Here is a 15,848-nt window from a genome sequence, read left to right on the forward strand (position 1 = left end):
CTCGGCGGCCGCGGCCGCCGAGGCGGGGAAGGGGGCGGTGTCGGCGGCGGTGGGCGGGGCGGCGAGCAGCGCGCCGGCCAGTACGGCGGCGGCGAGCAGGGCGGCGGGGCGAAGGCGCATGTCGTGCTCCTTGGGGGCGGACCCGTGGGCGGACCGGGGCGGCACGGCGCTCGGCCGGACCGTATCGGGACGCCGGGAGCGGGCGGCGCCGGGCGCGCCGGAACCGGCGGCCACGAGCACGATAACCGCGCGCCCACCACCCGCGACAGACCCGCCACGAGGGTGTGGCTCCACCGGACACCCCGCCGGAGCGGGCCGGTCAGTCCGGATCGGCCAGCGCCCGGCGGAAGGCCGGCAGATCCGCGGTGGACGGGCCCGGCCGCTCGAACGCCGCGAAGTGCCCGCCGCGCGGCTGCTCGGACACGTACACCAGGTTCCACTGCCGTTCCGACCACCGGCGCGGCGCCCGGGTCTTCGCGCGCGGGAAGACGGCGATGCCGGGCGGTACGGCGACCCGCGCCCCCCACACCGCCGGGTCGGTCTCGTAGGACTCCGCGTCGGCGTACAGCCGCGCCGCCGACGTCGCGGTGAGGTGTGGAGCGGGTGCGGGCGAGGCGGTCGCGCGGGTCGGCGAGGACGGACCGGGGGGTCGCGATGGTCGTGGGGCGCGTCGGTCCAGTCCCACCCTTCGAGCCGCGCGACCGGTTGGCGGGCTCACCACTCGAAGCGCTCGACGTGCAGGCGGCGGTCCTCCACCCCCTCGGCGCGCAGGGCGGCGACCGCGTCCGCCGTGAACCCCGGCCCGCCGCACACGAAGAACAGGGCCCGGCGGGCCGTCCCCCGGCCGAGGCGGTCCAGGGCGGCGCGCGCGTCGAACGGCACCCCGCCCGGCACCGGGACGTAGTCGGGGCCCAGAAGTTCGCGCAGCTCCGCGCCGAACAGCGCGGTGGCCGGCGAGCGCACCGCGTGGAACAGCACCGCGCCGCCCTCGGGGCGCGACCGCACCAGCTCCACGAACGGGGTGACGCCGATGCCGCCCGCCACCAGCACCACCGGGCGGGCGCCGCGCAGCGCCTCGTGGGTGAACGTGCCGTGCGGGCCGTCGACGTAGAGCGTCGCCCCCGGCGCCAGCCGGCGGAACTCCGCCGTGAACGGGCCCGCGTCGCGGACCGCGAACAGCAGCTCCCCGCTGTCGGGGTCGGTCCGCACCACGCTCAGCGGGTGCGCCCGCGACAGCAGGCGCGTGCGCAGGTGGCAGAACTGCCCCGGCCCCGGCCGCAGCGCCCGCCCCCGGGGCCGGATGGCGTAGACCGTCGCCGACGCGCCCTCGCGGGCGGCGCCGGTCAGCTCATAGCGGGGCGCCAGCAGCGGCGCGGCCAGCCGCCACCCGCACGCCGCCGCGAACGTCGCCCCCAGCGCCAGCCAGTACGCCCGCAGCCACCACAGGTCGAGGATGAACGTGCCCTGCCCGTAGGCGTGCACGAACACCAGGGCGCCCAGCGGATACGACAGGTAGTGGACGTAGTGCCAGGTCCGGTAGCGCACCGCCGCCCGCGCCAGCGTGCTGACCAGCCACAGCGCGCAGAACATCAGGAACGCGATCCGGCCCAGCGACGTGTAGGTCGACTCCACCCAGGTGAAGTCGATCCGCACCAGGTAGGCGAGGCCGTGCCGGTCGGCGATCATCTCCATCAGCGGGTGCAGCAGCACGAAGAACGCCCCCGCCGACCCCAGCCACGCGTGCAGCGCGACGGCGCCGCCCCGGTCCGGGGTGAACAGCGCCGACACCTGCCGGATGCCGAGCACCGCCTGCCACCAGATCAGCACCCCGCCCACCAGCCCGGCGATGTTGGCCAGCCCCGGGACCGGGCCGCCCGCCTCGTCCAGCAGGGTGAGCGGCACCAGCGCCGGGAGCAGGCTCGCGCCGACCAGCACGGCCGTGAACCCCCGGTTGAGCGGGCGCAGGGCAACGGGGGCCCGGTGGCGCCGCGCCACGTCGTCCTGAACGGTCATGGGCGGGCCGCTCCTTCGTGGTGGAGGTCGAGGTCGGCGGAGCGGCGCACGCGGCCGTCGCGGTCGACGGTGATCCACGCGGCGGCCGGGTCGCGCCCGGCCAGCCACGCCGGGCCGTCGCCGGTCCCCAGCAGCACCAGGCAGGTGGCGTACACCTCGGCGGCGGCCAGGTCGGCGGCGAGCACGGTCGCCTGGAGGCAGTCGGAATCGGCCGGTGCGCCCGTGCGCGGGTCGACGATGTGGTGCAGGCGGGCCCCGGCGGTGTCGCGCCAGCCGCGCCGGACCACGCTGCTCGTGGCCACGGCCGCCACCGGCGGCAGGGCCAGGACGCCCGCGGGCGCGGTGTCCAGGGGGTGCTCGACGCCGATCCGCCACGGCGCGCCGCCCGGCCCGCGCCACGCCGCGATGTCGCCGCCCGCGTCGATCAGGCCGCGCGGGGCGCCCGCCCGCATCCGCTCCCCGGCCGCCCGCTGCACCGCCCAGCCCTTCACGAACCCGCCGAGGTCGACGGCGAGGCCGGGGGAGAGGGCGACCTCGGGCACACCGTGGTCGATGCGGACGCGCGGCGGCGCGCCGCCGCCGGCCGGACGGGGAGGGGCCGCCGGAGCGGCCGGGACCGACCGCACCGCCGCGAAGTCCCGGTCGTAGCCCAGGCGGACCAGGTCCGCGGCGAGGAACGGGTCGAACAGGCCCCCGCTCGCCGCCTGATGGGCGCACGCCTCGGCGAGGGCGGCGGTGAACAACGGGGAGACCCGGGTGGGGCGGCCCGCGGCGGCGTTGACCCGGGAGGTGTCGCTGTCGGCGGTGAACCGGCTGAAGATCCGCTCGGCCTCCCGCAGCAGGCCGAGGACGGCCGCCTGCCCGGTGGCGTCCAGGCCCGCCACGAGCACGGTGGTGCCCATGATCCGGTCGCGGACCGCCCGCGCCTCAGGAGCCACGGGTGTAGGTGGTGAGGACGGAGGGGTCGAGCGGCTCGCCGGGGGAGAACTCCGCGGTGACGTCCTCGACCAGCACCCCGTCCTGCTCGGCCGCGGCGGGCAGGTACTCGTGCTCGGCCGACGAGGTGTGCGGCTCCTCGCCCAGGGTGATGGTGCCGGTGAACAGCACCCGGTTCTCCCAGTAGGTGTTGCCCTCGACGTGGTAGGTGTAGTCGCCCGCCGGGACGGCGCGGCCGGTGCGGTCGGTGCCGTCCCAGTAGAGGGTGTGCACGCCGCCGTCCTGCGCGGGGCGGCTGACGCTCTCGACCTCCTCGGGCGGCGCCGACTCCCACTCGGCGGTGGTGCGCCACTCGACCAGCGACTCCGGGCGGCGCACGTACCCCCCGTTGGCGGTGAAGCTCGTCGCGAAGAGTGTGCGCACGTACCCGCCGTTCGCGTCCTCGATCCAGACCGCGATCTGGTTGCTGGCGATCTGCGGCAGGCGGTGCAGCCGGTAGGTGATCCGCACCAGGCCCAGGCCCGCCTCGGCGGCGGGCGCGGCGGGGGTGGAGGCGGTGCCGGAGGGGGCGCCGGGGCCGGGGGAGGGGGCGGCGGCGCCTTGGGGGGAGAACGCGGCGGTCGCGGCGGGCTCGCTGTGCAGGGCGTGGGTGCCGGTGGCGACGGCGGCCACACCGGTGACCACCACCAGCGGCACGACAAGCCGAATGCTGCGGTCCGACATCGGGGACGGCGTCCTTTCCGGATGCGCCGGCGGCCCGCGCGGCCGCCGGCCTGGCGGGCCGGTCGCCTCACCCGGGCCGGGGCCGACGACCGCACGCCGCGGGTAAGGTCCCTCACCATCATAAGAGCACTGACGAAAACCGGGCGAAAGCCCGCCCCGGTCCCGCACCCGGCGGTCCCGGTCCCGGTCCCGGTCCCGTGCCCTAGGCCCCGCGGCCCCGTCCGCCCCGGTCCCGCGCCCCCGGGTCTGGCCCCGGCCTGCCCCCCCGGCCGCCCCGGTCCGCCCCCGGCCCCCCACCTCTCGCCGCGCAGCCCCGGCCCTGCCCGACACGCGACAGGGCGGGCGCCGCCTCGTGCGCGCGGTGGTCGCCCGAGCACCCGCCCGCCCGTCGGCCCGAGTCCGAGCGGTCGCCTGGTCAATCGCCCGTCGGTCCGAGCGCCCACCCGCCCGAGTGCCCGTCGGCCCGTCCGAGCCTCCATTCGCCCGGCCGCGCGCCCGATCGTTGCCGACGCGAATCCGCCAGCATCCCCGCGCCGGGGGCGATGGACTGGTCCGCACCTTCGACACCACTACGAAAGGGCGAAGCCATGTCCGCAGGCACCACCGCCACAAGCACCGCCACCGGCGGCGGCGCACCGACCGCACCACCGCGCGGGGGGCGGTTCGCCGTCCTCTCGGTCATGATGGGCATCTTCGCGATCGTCACCACCGAGATCCTGCCGATCGGACTCCTGACGTCCATCGGCGCCGACTTCACCGTCTCGGACGGAACAGCGGGCCTGATGATGACCATGCCCGGGTTCCTGGCCGCCGTGTGCGCCCCCACGATCACGGTCGCCACCGCGCGCGTGGACCGCCGGCTCATGCTGTGCGCCTTCATGCTCCTGCTGACGGCGGCCAACGTCATCACCGCCGCCGCCCCCGCGTTCTGGGCGGTGCTGGTCGCGCGCGTGCTGGTGGGCGTCACGATCGGCGGCTTCTGGTCGATCGGCGCGGGCCTGGCCGAGCGGCTGGTGCCGCGGCGGTCGGTGGCGCGGGCCACCGCGGTGATCTTCTCCGCCGTCCCGCTGGGCTCCGTGCTCGGGGTACCCGCGGGAACCCTCATCGGCGACCTGGCCGGCTGGCGGGTCGCGTTCGCCACGATGGCCCTGCTGTCGGCCGGTGTGCTCGCCGCCCTCCTCGTGGCGCTGCCCCCGCTGCCCTCGGCCGGGGCCACCCGCCTCGGCGTCCTGCGCGCCATGCTCGGCACCACCGGCGTCCGGATGGGGCTGCTGGTGACGTTCCTCGTCGTCCTGGCGCACTTCGCGGCCTACACCTACGTGACCCCCTTCCTCACCGAGGTCACCGGCGCGGGGCCGGGCGCGATCACGCTGCTGCTCCTCGCCTACGGCGTCGCGGGCTTCGCCGGGAACCTGCTGGGCGGGGCCGCCGCCGCGCGGTGGACGCGCGCCGCGTTCGGGGTGAGCGCCGCGGCCCTGGCCGCGGCGACCGTGCTGCTGCCCGTCCTGGGCGCGGGGCCCGCCGGCGCGGCCGTGCTGCTGATGGCCTGGGGGCTCGCCTACGGCGCGGTCCCGGTCTGCTCGCAGACCTGGTTCGCCGCGTCGGCGCCGCACGCGCCCGAGGCCGCGTCGATCCTGTTCACCGCGTCGTTCCAGGCCACGATCGGTGTGGGGGCGCTGGCCGGGGGCGCCGTCGTCGACCACGCCTCGCCGTCGGCGGCCATGCTGTTCGGCGGCTGCGCGGCGGGCCTGGCCGCCGTAGCGGTGGCGGTGGCGGCGCACCGGGCGGGACGTCGCGGACGGGCGGCGGCCGACCTCGGAGGGGCGGGCGCCTCCTGAAGAGGCGCGGGTTTCCGCCGGTGGCGGCGGGTAGCGGCTCCGACTCGGCCACCGCCCGGCCCGCCCCGAGAGCGGGGCGCGGTCGTCCGGGCGGCGGCGGGCGGGCGAACGCGGGGGCGGAGCGTCCGGCCGGGGCCCGCGGCACCGCCCGCCGCACCACCACGACCGAGGGGAGACCATGGCCGCCACCAGGTTCGACTTCGCATTCGACCCCCGCTACACGCGCCCGCTCGGCCTCATCGGGGTACGGCCCGGGCGCGCCTACGTCGACGTGGGCGCGGTCGCCGTGCTGATCCGGTTCGGGCCGTGGCGGATACGCGTGCCGCGCACCAACATCGCCGCCGCCCACATCGGCGGCCCCTACTCCGCCTGGAAGGTCGTGGGGCCGCACCTGTCGCTGGCCGACGGCGGCCTCACCCTGGGCACCCGCACCGGCCGCGGGGTCTGCCTCGAACTGCACCGCCCGATGCGTGGCATCGAACCGATCGGCCTGGTGCGGCATCGGGGGATCACCGTCACCGTTGGCGACCCGGAAGGGCTCGCGGCCGCCGTCACCGCCTGAGGCCGGGCGCCCGCGCGGCGCGGGCGGTCGGCCACCGCGCCCGCGCCGCGCTCAGCACCGGATCGGCGTCAGCTCAGCAGCTCCACGACCTCGTCGTGGAACTCCACGGCCGGTCCGTCCACGCCGGTCAGCGAGACCAGCGACCGGTTCTCCTCCAGGGGCTGGGCCTCCTGCTCCTCACCGGGGGCGTCGTCCGCCGCAGCGGGGACGGCCGGCCCCGCCAGGGCGGCGAACACGGCGAGCAGCACGGCGGCGAGACGTCGGGTCACATCGGACTCCGTTCACTAGGGGGAGATGTGCAGTCACCGAGCGTAGTGCTCGCTGTCCCGGTCGGCCGCCGGTTTCCCGGTACCGCGTCTCCGGCCGCCCGAGCGGGACCGCCGGGGCCGCGGGGCCCGACGGGCTCCGGGGGAGCCCCGGCCCGCCGGGCAGCGGGGCGGACCCGAAAGCGGTCGACAACGCGGCGCGGCCGTGGGACGCTGCTGCCTCGTCGGTCCACCCTCGACTTCAAGGAGGCGGCCATGACACCCGGCATGGTCCTCGGCATGGTCCTCGGCGACGCCCGCCCCCGCGCTTCGGCGCGGGAGCGGTAGCGGCCGCCCGCCCTACCCGCGCGCACCCCGCCGTCCCGGCCGGGTGCCGGTCGTCCTGCTCCTCGCCGAAGTGCTCTTCGTGCCCTCCGCACGTCCGATCACGAGGAGTACCCGATGGCCGACATCCATTGGACCGAGGACGGGGCGCGGCGATCCGCCCCCTGGCATTCCGAGAACGGCTCACCCCCCGCCCGCCGCGTCGTCGTCGCCGACGACCGCATACGGGCCGCCGACGCCTATGGGCTGGTGCGCGCGGGGACCGCCCTGCTCTGGCGGGGCGACTTCCACAACGGCCGGCGGTTGCTCGCGGCCGTCGGCCGCCGGCTCGGCCGCGGCCCGCGCATCCCCGCGGCCGACGCGGGCGCGGCCTTCCGCGCGCAGCGCCGCCACCAGGAGACGCGGGCCCGCGTCCTCGGCCGCATCCTGGTGCTGCTGGAGGACGACCACGGATCGGCGCTGCGCCGGGCGCCCGATGTCCGCCGCGCCTGCCGGGAGGCCTACGGGCCGCCGCGCGGGCCGATGGCCGTCTCCCTCCGGGAGCTGCTGGGTGTGCTGGGCGCGCACCAGTGGCGGACCCGCGGGGTCGAGGTGCCGGCGCTCGGCCGGCGCGTCCATCCCCACTACGGGGTGTTCTCCCCGGTCCGCGGCGAGTACGTCGACCTGGTCGCCCGCGCGCGTCCGCCGTCGGCGCCACGGAGCGGCCCCGCCACGGCGTTCGACCTCGGCACCGGGACCGGCGTCCTCGCCGCCGTTCTGGCCTCGCGCGGCTTCGACCGCGTCGTGGCGACCGACATCAACCCCCGCGCCCTGGCCTGCGCCGGGGAGAACGCCCGGCGGCTGGGCCTGGCCCGCCGCATCGAGGTGGTGGGCCCCGGCCTGTACCCCGACGGTCGCGCCCACCTCGTGGTGTGCAATCCGCCGTGGCTGCCCGCCCGGGCGGCCACGCTGTTCGAACGCGGGGTCTACGACCCGGACGAGGCCATGCTCCGGGGATTCCTCGACGGGCTCCCCGCCCACCTCGAACCCGGGGGTGAAGGGTGGCTCATCCTGTCGGACCTGGCCGAACACCTCGGCCTGCGGACCCGGGACGGGCTCCTCGCCGCCATCGCGGCGGCCGGCCTGCGCGTCGTGGGCCGGCTCGACACCGCACCCCGCCATCCGCGCAGTTGCGACGCGGCCGACCCGCTGCACGCCGCCCGCAGCGCGGAGACCACGTCCTTGTGGCGGCTCACCGCGACGTGATCCGGCCCCGGACCGCCGAGGCCGGGCCATGACCCGCCGACCGTCGAACACACATTCCGGGGCGCGCGACCACCGCGACCACGTGGGGCCGCACCCCGGAACCCCGGACCGCCGCCGGCCGGCGCCCCGACGCGCGGGGTGCGGGCGGGGCGGACCGGGAGCCGTGCACGCGGCACCGGCCGCCGCACTCGTCGGGCGGCGGCCGGTGCGGGCGCCCCCGCTGTCAGCCGATCGCGTAGCTGGGGTGCGGGGGCTGGTTGTAGGCGACGTTCTGCCAGGCGATGGCGGTGCGGTACTGGCGGTCCTGCATCAGGGACGGGAGGCGGTGGTCGGTGGCGATGTCGGTGGAGTAGATCCGCAGTGCCCGGTTGTCGGAGGTGCGCCAGATGACCTCCTCGCGCCAGTCGCCGAGGATGTCGCCGCTGAGCACCGGCGTCGCCTTGGTGCCGTTGTTGGACGCCACCCCGCTGCCGGTCAGCAGCCGGGTGTCGCCGCCGGTGCCGTACTCGTCGATGCGGGTCTGGTCGAGCAGCTCGCGAGAGAGGTCGCCGTCCCACCACACCGCGAAGTTGATCGACCCCGGCTTGCGGCCGACCGGCTGCCCGCTCGCGTTCAGCAGGCTGCCGCTGCCGTTGGCCGACCAGAACTCCGCGCCCGCGCTGCCCGGGTGGACGTCGGCGGCCAGCCCGCGCCCGTTGTCGCCGCTCGGCGACGTGCGGAAGATCGTCGCCCCGGTGCGCGCGTCGACCAGCCACGAGCTGGGCGCGTTCGCGTTCTCCGCCACCCCGAAGACCTCCAGGCCGGCCCGGCCCGGGACGAAGTCGCCGACGTGCAGGGCGTCGCCGTGCCCGTAGCCGGTGTTCCACAGGCCGCGCCCGTCGTGGTCGATGGCCATGGCACCGTACATGATCTCGTCGCGGCCGTCCCCGTCGGCGTCGGCGATGGAGAGGCTGTGGAAGCCCTGCCCCTCCCACTCGGGGCCGTTCGTGGAGCTGCGGCTGTCGAACGTCCACTGGCGGCTGAGCGACCCCCCGCTGAAGCGCCACGCCGACACCACCGTGCGCGTGTAGTAGCCGCGCGCCATGATCAGGCTCGGCGTGCTGCCGTCGAGGTAGGCCACCCCCGCGAGGAACCGGTCGACCCGGTTGCCGTAGGAGTCGCCCCAGTCGGCGACGTTGCCGCGCCCGGGGACGTAGTCGACGGTGGTCCGCTCCGCGCCGTCGCGGCCGTCGAACACCGTGAGGAACTCCGGACCCGACAGCACGTAGCCCGAGGAGTTGCGGTGGTCGGCGCCGGCGTCGCCGATCACGCCGCCCCGGCCGTCCACGGTGCCGTCGGCGGTCTTGGTGGCGACCTCGGCGCGGCCGTCGCGGTCGAGGTCGTAGACGATGAACTGGGTGTAGTGCGCGCCCGACCGGATGTTGCGCCCCAGGTCGATGCGCCAGAGCCGCTGCCCGTTGAGGTGGTAGGCGTCGAGGTAGGTGTTGGCCGTGTGCCCCGACTGCGAGTTGTCGCGGGCGTTGGTCGGCTGCCACTTGAGCACGATCTCGTACTCGCCGTCCCCGTTCAGGTCGCCCACGCTGCCGTCGTTGGCCTCGTAGGAGTAGCCCGAGCCGGACGGCGGCGGGCTGACCGGGACGTCCATCGACCCGGCCGCCATGGTCAGCGACGGCTCCGACGCCGCGCCGCGCACCTCGCCGGCGCCGACCAGCGGGCGCACGGTGTAGGAGGCGTCGGCGGGCGCGCCCTCGTCCAGGTAGGACGTCGCCGCGCGCACGGGTTCGTCGGTGACGCGCACGCCGTCGCGGTAGACGTCGAACGCGATGTCCTCGGGGTCGCCCGCGAAGAGCCGCCAGCTCACCAGGTTGCCGTCGGCCGAGCCGACGCTGACCACGCCGCGGCCCAGGTCCTCGGCCGGCTCGGTGGGTGCGGCGGCGGGGGCCGGGGCTGAGGGGCCGGCGGGGAGCGGGTCGGCCGCGGCGGGCGCGGGGACGGCACCCAGCCCGAAGGCGGCGGCCGCCAGGGACAGCAGGACCGCGCCACAGGCGCGGGCGCGGGCGAGCGGTGGCCGGGAGGTGGGGGAGGGGGGAGGGTTCACGCGGTCACTCCTTGTCACCGGTACGGCCCAGGGGCGGCGGCCGCCCCCGGGCGCGGGCCCCGCGGTGAGGAGGACCGGGGCGGTCCGCGGGGCTCGGGGGCCGCCGATTGTCGCAGCGGGTCCGGTCGGACGGAGGCCGGCCCGGCGGATCGGCCGTTTGGGTCGGCGCGTTTCGCTCACGGCGAACAGGGCGGTGGTAGAGGGGACCGAAACCCGCGCGGCGGATCGGGGCGGCGGACGCGGGCGAGCTGCACGCGACAGGAAAGCGCTTACAGAGGGCATCCCTTTTCGGTCCGTGTCCGGTTTAACCGAAAGGCGGGAAATGTAATCTACGCCGTCAAGGTGGCGCGTCGTCTGTGTCTCCCACCCGACCGGCGCGCGACAGCCCTTCGGCGCCGACGGCCGACCCGGACGGCCGCCCTGAGGACCCCGGAACGACAGTGGGTCCGCCCCGGATGACCGGGGCGGGCCCCACTGCGCGCACGCGGGCCGGAGCGGCGGGGGCGCCCCTTACGTCAACCCACCCGGGTGATACGCCCGGAGCCGCCCTCGGGGTAGTCGGCCGCGGTGACCCGGCCGCCCAGATCCTCGGTGAGGTAGGCGAGGAACGCCTGCTGGTAGGTGAGTCCGACCGACGCGAAGGGCAGCCCCCGGAACGGGTACCGGTCGCCGCCGCGCGCGGAGAAGTCGTTGGTGGCGACCGAGATCGCCGCCCCCTCCACCACCTCGCCGTCGGCGACGAGCGCCGTCCCGTCGTCCAGGACGGCGTCGCGGACCCGCTCGCCGGGCCGCTCCACGGTCCCGTCGTCGGCCACGACCTGCGCGGCGCGCGCCGGATCGTAGGTGAACGACACCCCCGCCACTTGGGCGAACCGCCCGTCGGCGGCCGGCGCGGCCGACACCGCGTTCTCCAGCAGCTCCTTCACCTGGGCGCGCGGCACCTCGGGCACCACCGCCACGAAGTTGGCGAACGGCGCGACCGCGTGGGTGTCGAGTTCGCTGACACCCCCGGCCGGGATCAGCGCGTTGTTGCGGATGCCCCCGCTGTTCTGGAGGGCGACCTGCGGCGGCGCCACACCGTACTGCTCCGCGTTGTCCCGCCCCGCGTCCAGCAGCGCGTCCGACAGCAGGTTCCCCAGGTTGGTCTCCCCGGTGCGCACGCCCGGGTCGCGCCGGCCCTCCAGGGCGACCTCGCTCTCGGCGACGACGTTCTCCGCCATGGCGTCCACGTACGCGGCCACCGGCTCGGTGACCGTGCGCCGCACCTCCGGGTCCGGGGCGACCGCGTCAGCGCCCACCCCGGACACCCGCACCAGCCCGGAGCGGTCGGGAACCGACACGACCCGGCCGTGCCGGTCGAAGTTCACCACCGCGCGGCCGACGTACTTGTAGTCCCCGGCCGTGGTGACCACCGGCACGTCGACCCCGTCGGCGTCCGGCACCCACAGCGGGTACCGGTAGGGCTCGCCGGTGGTGGGATCGGTGGTGACCGTGTCGCCCGGCACGAGCGGGACGTCGTCGTCGGCCATCAGTTCGTCGCCGCCTCCGGCGACCACGACGTCGACGCCGCGCAGCAGCGGGATCAGCTCCCGGTCCTCGGTGAGCCCCTGCAGGTGCGAGACGAGCACGATCTTGTCGACGCCCCGGCGGGTCAGCCGGTCGACCTCGGCCTGGACGGCGGCGCGCACGTCCTGCTCGACCACCACGTCGCGCGGACTGGAGATCGACGCCAGGGCGGGCGTCACCGCGCCGACCAGGCCGATGCGCTCGCCCCGCTCCCGCACCACCGTGCTCGCGGCGATCCGGTCGGCGTCGGCGAGCGCGTCCAGGGCCGGTTCGGCGGAGACGTCCAGGTTGGCCGACAGGAACGGGGCGTCCCCAGGGACGCCCTCGATGTGGTCGGCGAGCACGTCCGGTCCGAAGTCGAACTCGTGGTTGCCGATGGCCAGCGCGTCGTAGCCGATCTCTCCGGCGGCGAGGGAGTCGTAGAACGGGGCGCCCTTGTCGAGCGACGCGGCGAACTGGGGCCCGGCGAGGTAGTTGTCGCCGGAGGAGACCGTGACGACCCCGCGCCGGTGCGCCTCGTCGCCCTGCGCGGCACGCGGCGACGCCTCGGCGCGCCGCAGGTCGTGGACGAGCGTGGTGAAGCGGTCGGCACCGCCGTAGTCGGCGTCGGCGGGGGCGCCGAGGAGCTGCGACTCCCCGTCGTTGTTGTGCAGGATCGTCAGGGTGAAGTCGGTCCTCGGCGGGCGGCCGCGCCCGTCGGCGGCCGGGTCGGCGGCGGCCGGAGCGGCGGGAACGGTGAGGGCGGCGGCGAGCACCCCGGCGGCGAGTAGACCGCCGGCGCGCCGGGAGGCGGGGGATCGTGTCAGCATGCGCGTCCTGTCGACAGTGCGGGCGACGAGGGCACGAGCGTACCGGCGCCGCCCACGGCCGGGAAGGCACGCGCCACCTGCGGCGGCGGCCGCGCCGTGCCCCGCGCCGGCCCGCTGCGCTCCCCCCTCAATCGCCGAGGTAGGCCGCTCCGCCGAACCAGCGCAGCGCCGCCCGGAGCCGTGCGGCGCCGGTGGTCCCGGGGGCGCGGGTGGCGGGCGAACGGGGCGGGGCGCGGGTCGGTGCCGGTGGTCGGCGGGGGCGCCGTCAGGCGCGGCGTTTTTCAGGCGGCGGGGCCGGTGAGGCGTTCGGGGGTGATGCGGATCGCGACGCGGACGTGTTCCTCGGGCAGGTCCCGGTACTCGTCGCCGCCTTCGGGGCCGTCGTACTTCTCGGCCAGGGCGATGGCGATGCGGCGGCCGACGTCCTCGGTGACCCGGGCCGACCCGCGCACCTCCACGTAGCGGTCGGGGTCGGCGGCGTCGAGCACGCACAGGCTCACCCGGGGGTCGCGGCGCAGGTTCCGCTCCTTGCGGCGCCCGGCCGCCGACGACACGAGCACGTCGTCGCCGTCGCGGCCGACCCAGACGACCGACGACTGCGGACTGCCGTCGTTGTTGAGCGTGGTCAGGACGGCGAGGTTCACGCCGTCCAGAAGAGCGCGGGCGCCGTCGCCCAGTGAAGTGGTCACCCGGTGATCCTAGGCGGCTGCCCATGGCCGCCCTCGCACCGGGCCCGTGTCGTCCTCGGCGGTGTCCGCCATGACCGCCTGCGCCGGGCCGTGCCGTCCCGCGCCGCACACGGCGGCCTCCACCTCGGACAACGGCCGCCCCGGACGAGCCCACGACCCGGCCGACGCGGTGGCGCGCCGACCACGCCGGGTACGCGGGTGCGGACCGCGGACGGGGCGCGTCCGTCCGCGCGCGCCGGCGCGCACATCTCCGTCCGGGCGGATTCGGCCGGTAAGTCGCAATGCCGCGCACGCGAACGAGGGGAGGGGCGGTCGGCCGTACCCGGTGCGACGGTGCCGCTGCCGGACCGAGCGCACGCGCGGGGTTGCCGCTCGGGGCGATCGCCGCATCGTCGGCCAGGTGGCCGTCGAAAGGAGCGGCGTAACGCGGCCGGGCGCGGCCGCTGCGCCGGAGTCGCCGCCGTGCCTTCGCCCGGCGGCCGCAGAGGAGGGCGAACGGCTTCTCCGGAAGGCCGCGCTGCCGGGTGTCCCGCGGATCGGGAGGGCTCTCCGTGTGGTCGGTCGCGGGTGTGGTGGCGCGGCGGGCGGGGTCAGTCGTCGGGGAGGCGGGTCAGGGCGAACCAGAGGCGCATGCGGTGCTCGGGGTCGGCGAGGTCGACGCCGAGGGCGCGTTCGGCGCGGCCGACGCGGTACCGCACGCTGTTGCGGTGCGCGCCGAGGTCGGCCGCCGCGCGGTCCCAGTTGCCGTGCCGGGCCAGCCAGGCCCGCAGTGTGGTGCGCAGGCCGCGGGCCGCGTCGTCGTCACCCGCGAGCGGGCCGAGGACCGCGCGGGCGGCGGCCTCGGCGGCGTCACGCCCCATGGCCGCCTCCAACGGGTCGACCGCCTCCGACCAGAGCAGCGGGCGGCCCGCCGCCCGGGCCCGGCGCAGCAGGGACGCGGCGCGCCGGTCCGCCGCGGGCAGTTCCTCGGGCGGCACCGCGTCGCTGAGCGCCGCCACCCACCCCTGCCGGTGCAGTCCGCCGAGGAGGTCAAGGTGGGCGGTGGTGTCGGCGCGGTCCGCGACGACGGCCCGCACCGCCGCGTCGCCGCCTCCGCGCGCCGCCGAGGCGGCGCCGGGCGGGTCGGGGTCGTCGACGAGGACGCTGCGGACCAGCGCCGCGAGGGCCGCGGTCGGCGGCGCCCCCCGTCCCGGCCAATGGGCGCGCAGCACCCGGAACAGCGCGGGCGCGGACGGTTCCGCCGCCGCGCCCGAGGACCGGGACGGGCCCGTAAGAGGGGGGAGCAGCGAGGCGAGGTCCCCTGGGTCGTCGGGGGACAGCAGAAGGCGCGTCAGCAGCCGTCCCGGCGCGGGCACCGCTGCCGCCGCTCCGCGCAGCAGCAGGCCGAGCAGGGCCACGGCGGTGCCCAGCACCGCCCGGTCGGTGATCCCGAACGGCCGGGGGCGCCCGATGACGAGCACCCCCGCCGCCTCGGGCGGGTCGCCCACAGTGTGCAGGAAGACCTCGTCGGCGCCCATGCGGGCCTTGGCGCTGCGGGGGCCGCGCGAGGCGGTGAGCCGACCGGTCAGGCCGGCCACCTCCGCCGAGAGCGCGGGTGGGACCGTGCCCGCCGGGGCGGGGGCGTAGAGCACGGCGGCGTCCGCGGCGGGGCGTTCCGGACCGCCGGCGCCGGTCGCGGTCCGGCCGGGCCCGCCGGGCCGCTGGGCCGACCGGCCGCCCGCTGTCGGCCGGTCGGCCCGCGAACGTCCTGGCCCGTCCCGCTTCCGCCGAGAGGCCGTGTTGTCAGGTGAGGGTTCGCCGGTCTCCGGCCGCTCTGGCGCGCCGCCGTGGTCGCGCCCTGTGGTGGCGGCCGCCTCCGCCGCGCCGCCGGTGCCGTCCGGAGCGGGGTGCGCCGGCGTGCTGGGGGAGTCGGCCGCGTCGGGGCCTCGGGTCGCGTCCGCGTCCGTGACCGGCCCGCTGGTCGCCGGTGGGCCGGGGCGCGGGTCGTGCCGTGGAACGCCGTCGCGTCCGTCGGCGCGGGTGCCCCGCCGCCCACCCCTCGGCGCGCCACCGCCGGTGGCGGGCTCAGCGGCGCCTGGCACAGCGGTGCCCGGCGCAGCGGCGTCCGGCCCGGCGGCGCCGGGTGCGCGGCCGGGTGGCGGGGCCAGGAGCACCCAGCAGCCCAGGGCGTCGGCGAGCACGCGCACGACCCGGTCGGCCGGGTGCGCCGCGGTGACCGCCCGCGCCAGGGCGCGGTGGGCCTCGCCCAGGCGGCGCAGGTCCTCGACGTGGCGCTCCTCCAGGGCCCGCCCCACCGCCTGGGTGATCGCCGCGAACGGCGTGGGGTGGGGCACCTCCAGCAGCGGCAGCCCCTGCCGGCGGCACTGCTCCACGAGCGCCGGGGGCACCGTGTCGTGTACCGGAGTCACCCCGAACCCCAAGGCGCTCACCCCCGCACCGACCAGCCCGGCGACGTAGCGGGCGGCGTCGGCGTCGGAGGTGCGCATGCCGACCCCGGCCGTGAGCAGCAGTTCCCCGCCGCTGAGGTAGGGTCCGGGGTCGGCCAGTTCGCTGACGACCGCCCAGCGCACGCGCGGCTCGGGGCCCGGGGGGACGACCAGTCGGCGCAGCGCGAGGTCGCGGCGGTCGGCCACCGTGCGCAGCGGGACGGTGCGTTCCGCGCCCCCGTCGTCGGCCCCGGCCATTCCGCCACCCCCGGCGCGTCGCCCGCCGCAGCGCCGTACTGGGCCAATGGTCCTGTCGGCGGTGCGGAACGGTGCATTTCAACCACTTACCCGCA

General features: G+C 77.2%; 12 protein-coding genes. 3 read left to right on the forward strand and 9 right to left on the reverse strand.

What is annotated here, in order from left to right:
- Positions 1-319 precede the first annotated feature (319 nt).
- From NT8_RS29225 to NT8_RS07950, 4 genes are read right to left on the reverse strand one after another with little or no spacing between them, the layout of a single operon-like run.
- Complete coding sequence (locus NT8_RS29225) at positions 320-685, reverse strand: hypothetical protein (protein ID WP_157515595.1); 366 nt, start codon at positions 683-685, stop codon at positions 320-322.
- A 29-nt stretch (positions 686-714) separates the two neighbouring features.
- Positions 715-2,013: a ferric reductase-like transmembrane domain-containing protein gene (locus NT8_RS07940; protein ID WP_067965843.1), complete on the reverse strand. Its 1,299-nt coding sequence runs from the start codon at positions 2,011-2,013 to the stop codon at positions 715-717.
- The gene (locus NT8_RS07945; RefSeq protein WP_157515597.1) at positions 2,010-2,951 is read right to left on the reverse strand and encodes an FAD:protein FMN transferase; all 942 of its coding nucleotides are present in this window, start codon (positions 2,949-2,951) and stop codon (positions 2,010-2,012) included. The genes NT8_RS07940 and NT8_RS07945 overlap by 4 nt, the downstream gene beginning before the upstream one ends.
- Positions 2,941-3,672: a DUF2271 domain-containing protein gene (locus NT8_RS07950; RefSeq protein ID WP_067965846.1), complete on the reverse strand. Its 732-nt coding sequence runs from the start codon at positions 3,670-3,672 to the stop codon at positions 2,941-2,943. Before NT8_RS07950 ends, NT8_RS07945 begins: the two co-directional genes overlap by 11 nt.
- Before the next feature lie 587 nt (positions 3,673-4,259).
- Between NT8_RS07950 and NT8_RS07955 the strand changes: the two genes are divergently transcribed.
- Both NT8_RS07955 and NT8_RS07960 read left to right on the forward strand, forming a co-directional pair.
- A complete protein-coding gene (locus tag NT8_RS07955; protein ID WP_067965847.1) occupies positions 4,260-5,510 on the forward strand; it encodes an MFS transporter in 1,251 nt (416 codons plus the stop codon).
- 178 nt (positions 5,511-5,688) lie between these two features.
- On the forward strand, positions 5,689-6,072 hold the full coding sequence (locus tag NT8_RS07960; RefSeq protein ID WP_067965850.1) for a hypothetical protein: 384 nt from the start codon (positions 5,689-5,691) through the stop codon (positions 6,070-6,072).
- 68 nt (positions 6,073-6,140) lie between these two features.
- Here NT8_RS07960 and NT8_RS07965 read toward each other — a convergent pair whose 3' ends face one another.
- Positions 6,141-6,341 carry a hypothetical protein gene (locus NT8_RS07965; RefSeq protein WP_067965852.1) on the reverse strand — a complete coding sequence of 67 codons (201 nt, stop codon included), beginning with the start codon at positions 6,339-6,341 and terminating at the stop codon, positions 6,141-6,143.
- A 438-nt stretch (positions 6,342-6,779) separates the two neighbouring features.
- Here NT8_RS07965 and NT8_RS07970 point away from each other — a divergent pair, with 438 nt between their 5' ends.
- Positions 6,780-7,907 (forward strand): methyltransferase, encoded by a 1,128-nt coding sequence (locus NT8_RS07970; RefSeq protein ID WP_067965854.1) that lies wholly within the window; start codon positions 6,780-6,782, stop codon positions 7,905-7,907.
- A gap of 223 nt (positions 7,908-8,130) precedes the next feature.
- Here the strand turns inward: NT8_RS07970 and NT8_RS07975 are convergent, their stop codons facing one another.
- The 4 genes from NT8_RS07975 to NT8_RS07990 form a co-directional block, all read right to left on the reverse strand.
- Positions 8,131-10,005, reverse strand: a complete 1,875-nt coding sequence (locus NT8_RS07975; protein WP_067965857.1) for a rhamnogalacturonan lyase — start codon at positions 10,003-10,005, stop codon at positions 8,131-8,133.
- A gap of 515 nt (positions 10,006-10,520) precedes the next feature.
- Complete coding sequence (locus NT8_RS07980) at positions 10,521-12,380, reverse strand: bifunctional metallophosphatase/5'-nucleotidase (protein ID WP_067965859.1); 1,860 nt, start codon at positions 12,378-12,380, stop codon at positions 10,521-10,523.
- A 281-nt stretch (positions 12,381-12,661) separates the two neighbouring features.
- Positions 12,662-13,069, reverse strand: coding sequence for a PPOX class F420-dependent oxidoreductase (locus NT8_RS07985; protein ID WP_067965861.1), 408 nt, complete (start codon positions 13,067-13,069; stop codon positions 12,662-12,664).
- Between the two features lie 590 nt (positions 13,070-13,659).
- The gene (locus tag NT8_RS07990) at positions 13,660-15,753 is read right to left on the reverse strand and encodes a PucR family transcriptional regulator ligand-binding domain-containing protein (RefSeq protein WP_067965862.1); all 2,094 of its coding nucleotides are present in this window, start codon (positions 15,751-15,753) and stop codon (positions 13,660-13,662) included.
- Positions 15,754-15,848: the final 95 nt, after the last annotated feature.

This window comes from Nocardiopsis trehalosi NBRC 14201, assembly GCF_001552555.1.
Lineage (GTDB): Bacteria > Actinomycetota > Actinomycetes > Streptosporangiales > Streptosporangiaceae > Nocardiopsis_B > Nocardiopsis_B trehalosi.

Bases quoted from the DNA above. Each gene is read 5' to 3' on its own strand.
- NT8_RS07955 (WP_067965847.1), top strand. From the start codon at position 4,260: ATGTCCGCAGGCACCACCGCCACAAGCACCGCCACCGGCGGCGGCGCA.
- NT8_RS07980 (WP_067965859.1), bottom strand. From the start codon at position 12,380: ATGCTGACACGATCCCCCGCCTCCCGGCGCGCCGGCGGTCTACTCGCC.
- NT8_RS07970 (WP_067965854.1), top strand. From the start codon at position 6,780: ATGGCCGACATCCATTGGACCGAGGACGGGGCGCGGCGATCCGCCCCC.
- NT8_RS07990 (WP_067965862.1), bottom strand. From the start codon at position 15,753: ATGGCCGGGGCCGACGACGGGGGCGCGGAACGCACCGTCCCGCTGCGC.
- NT8_RS07940 (WP_067965843.1), bottom strand. From the start codon at position 2,013: ATGACCGTTCAGGACGACGTGGCGCGGCGCCACCGGGCCCCCGTTGCC.
- NT8_RS07950 (WP_067965846.1), bottom strand. From the start codon at position 3,672: ATGTCGGACCGCAGCATTCGGCTTGTCGTGCCGCTGGTGGTGGTCACC.
- NT8_RS07960 (WP_067965850.1), top strand. From the start codon at position 5,689: ATGGCCGCCACCAGGTTCGACTTCGCATTCGACCCCCGCTACACGCGC.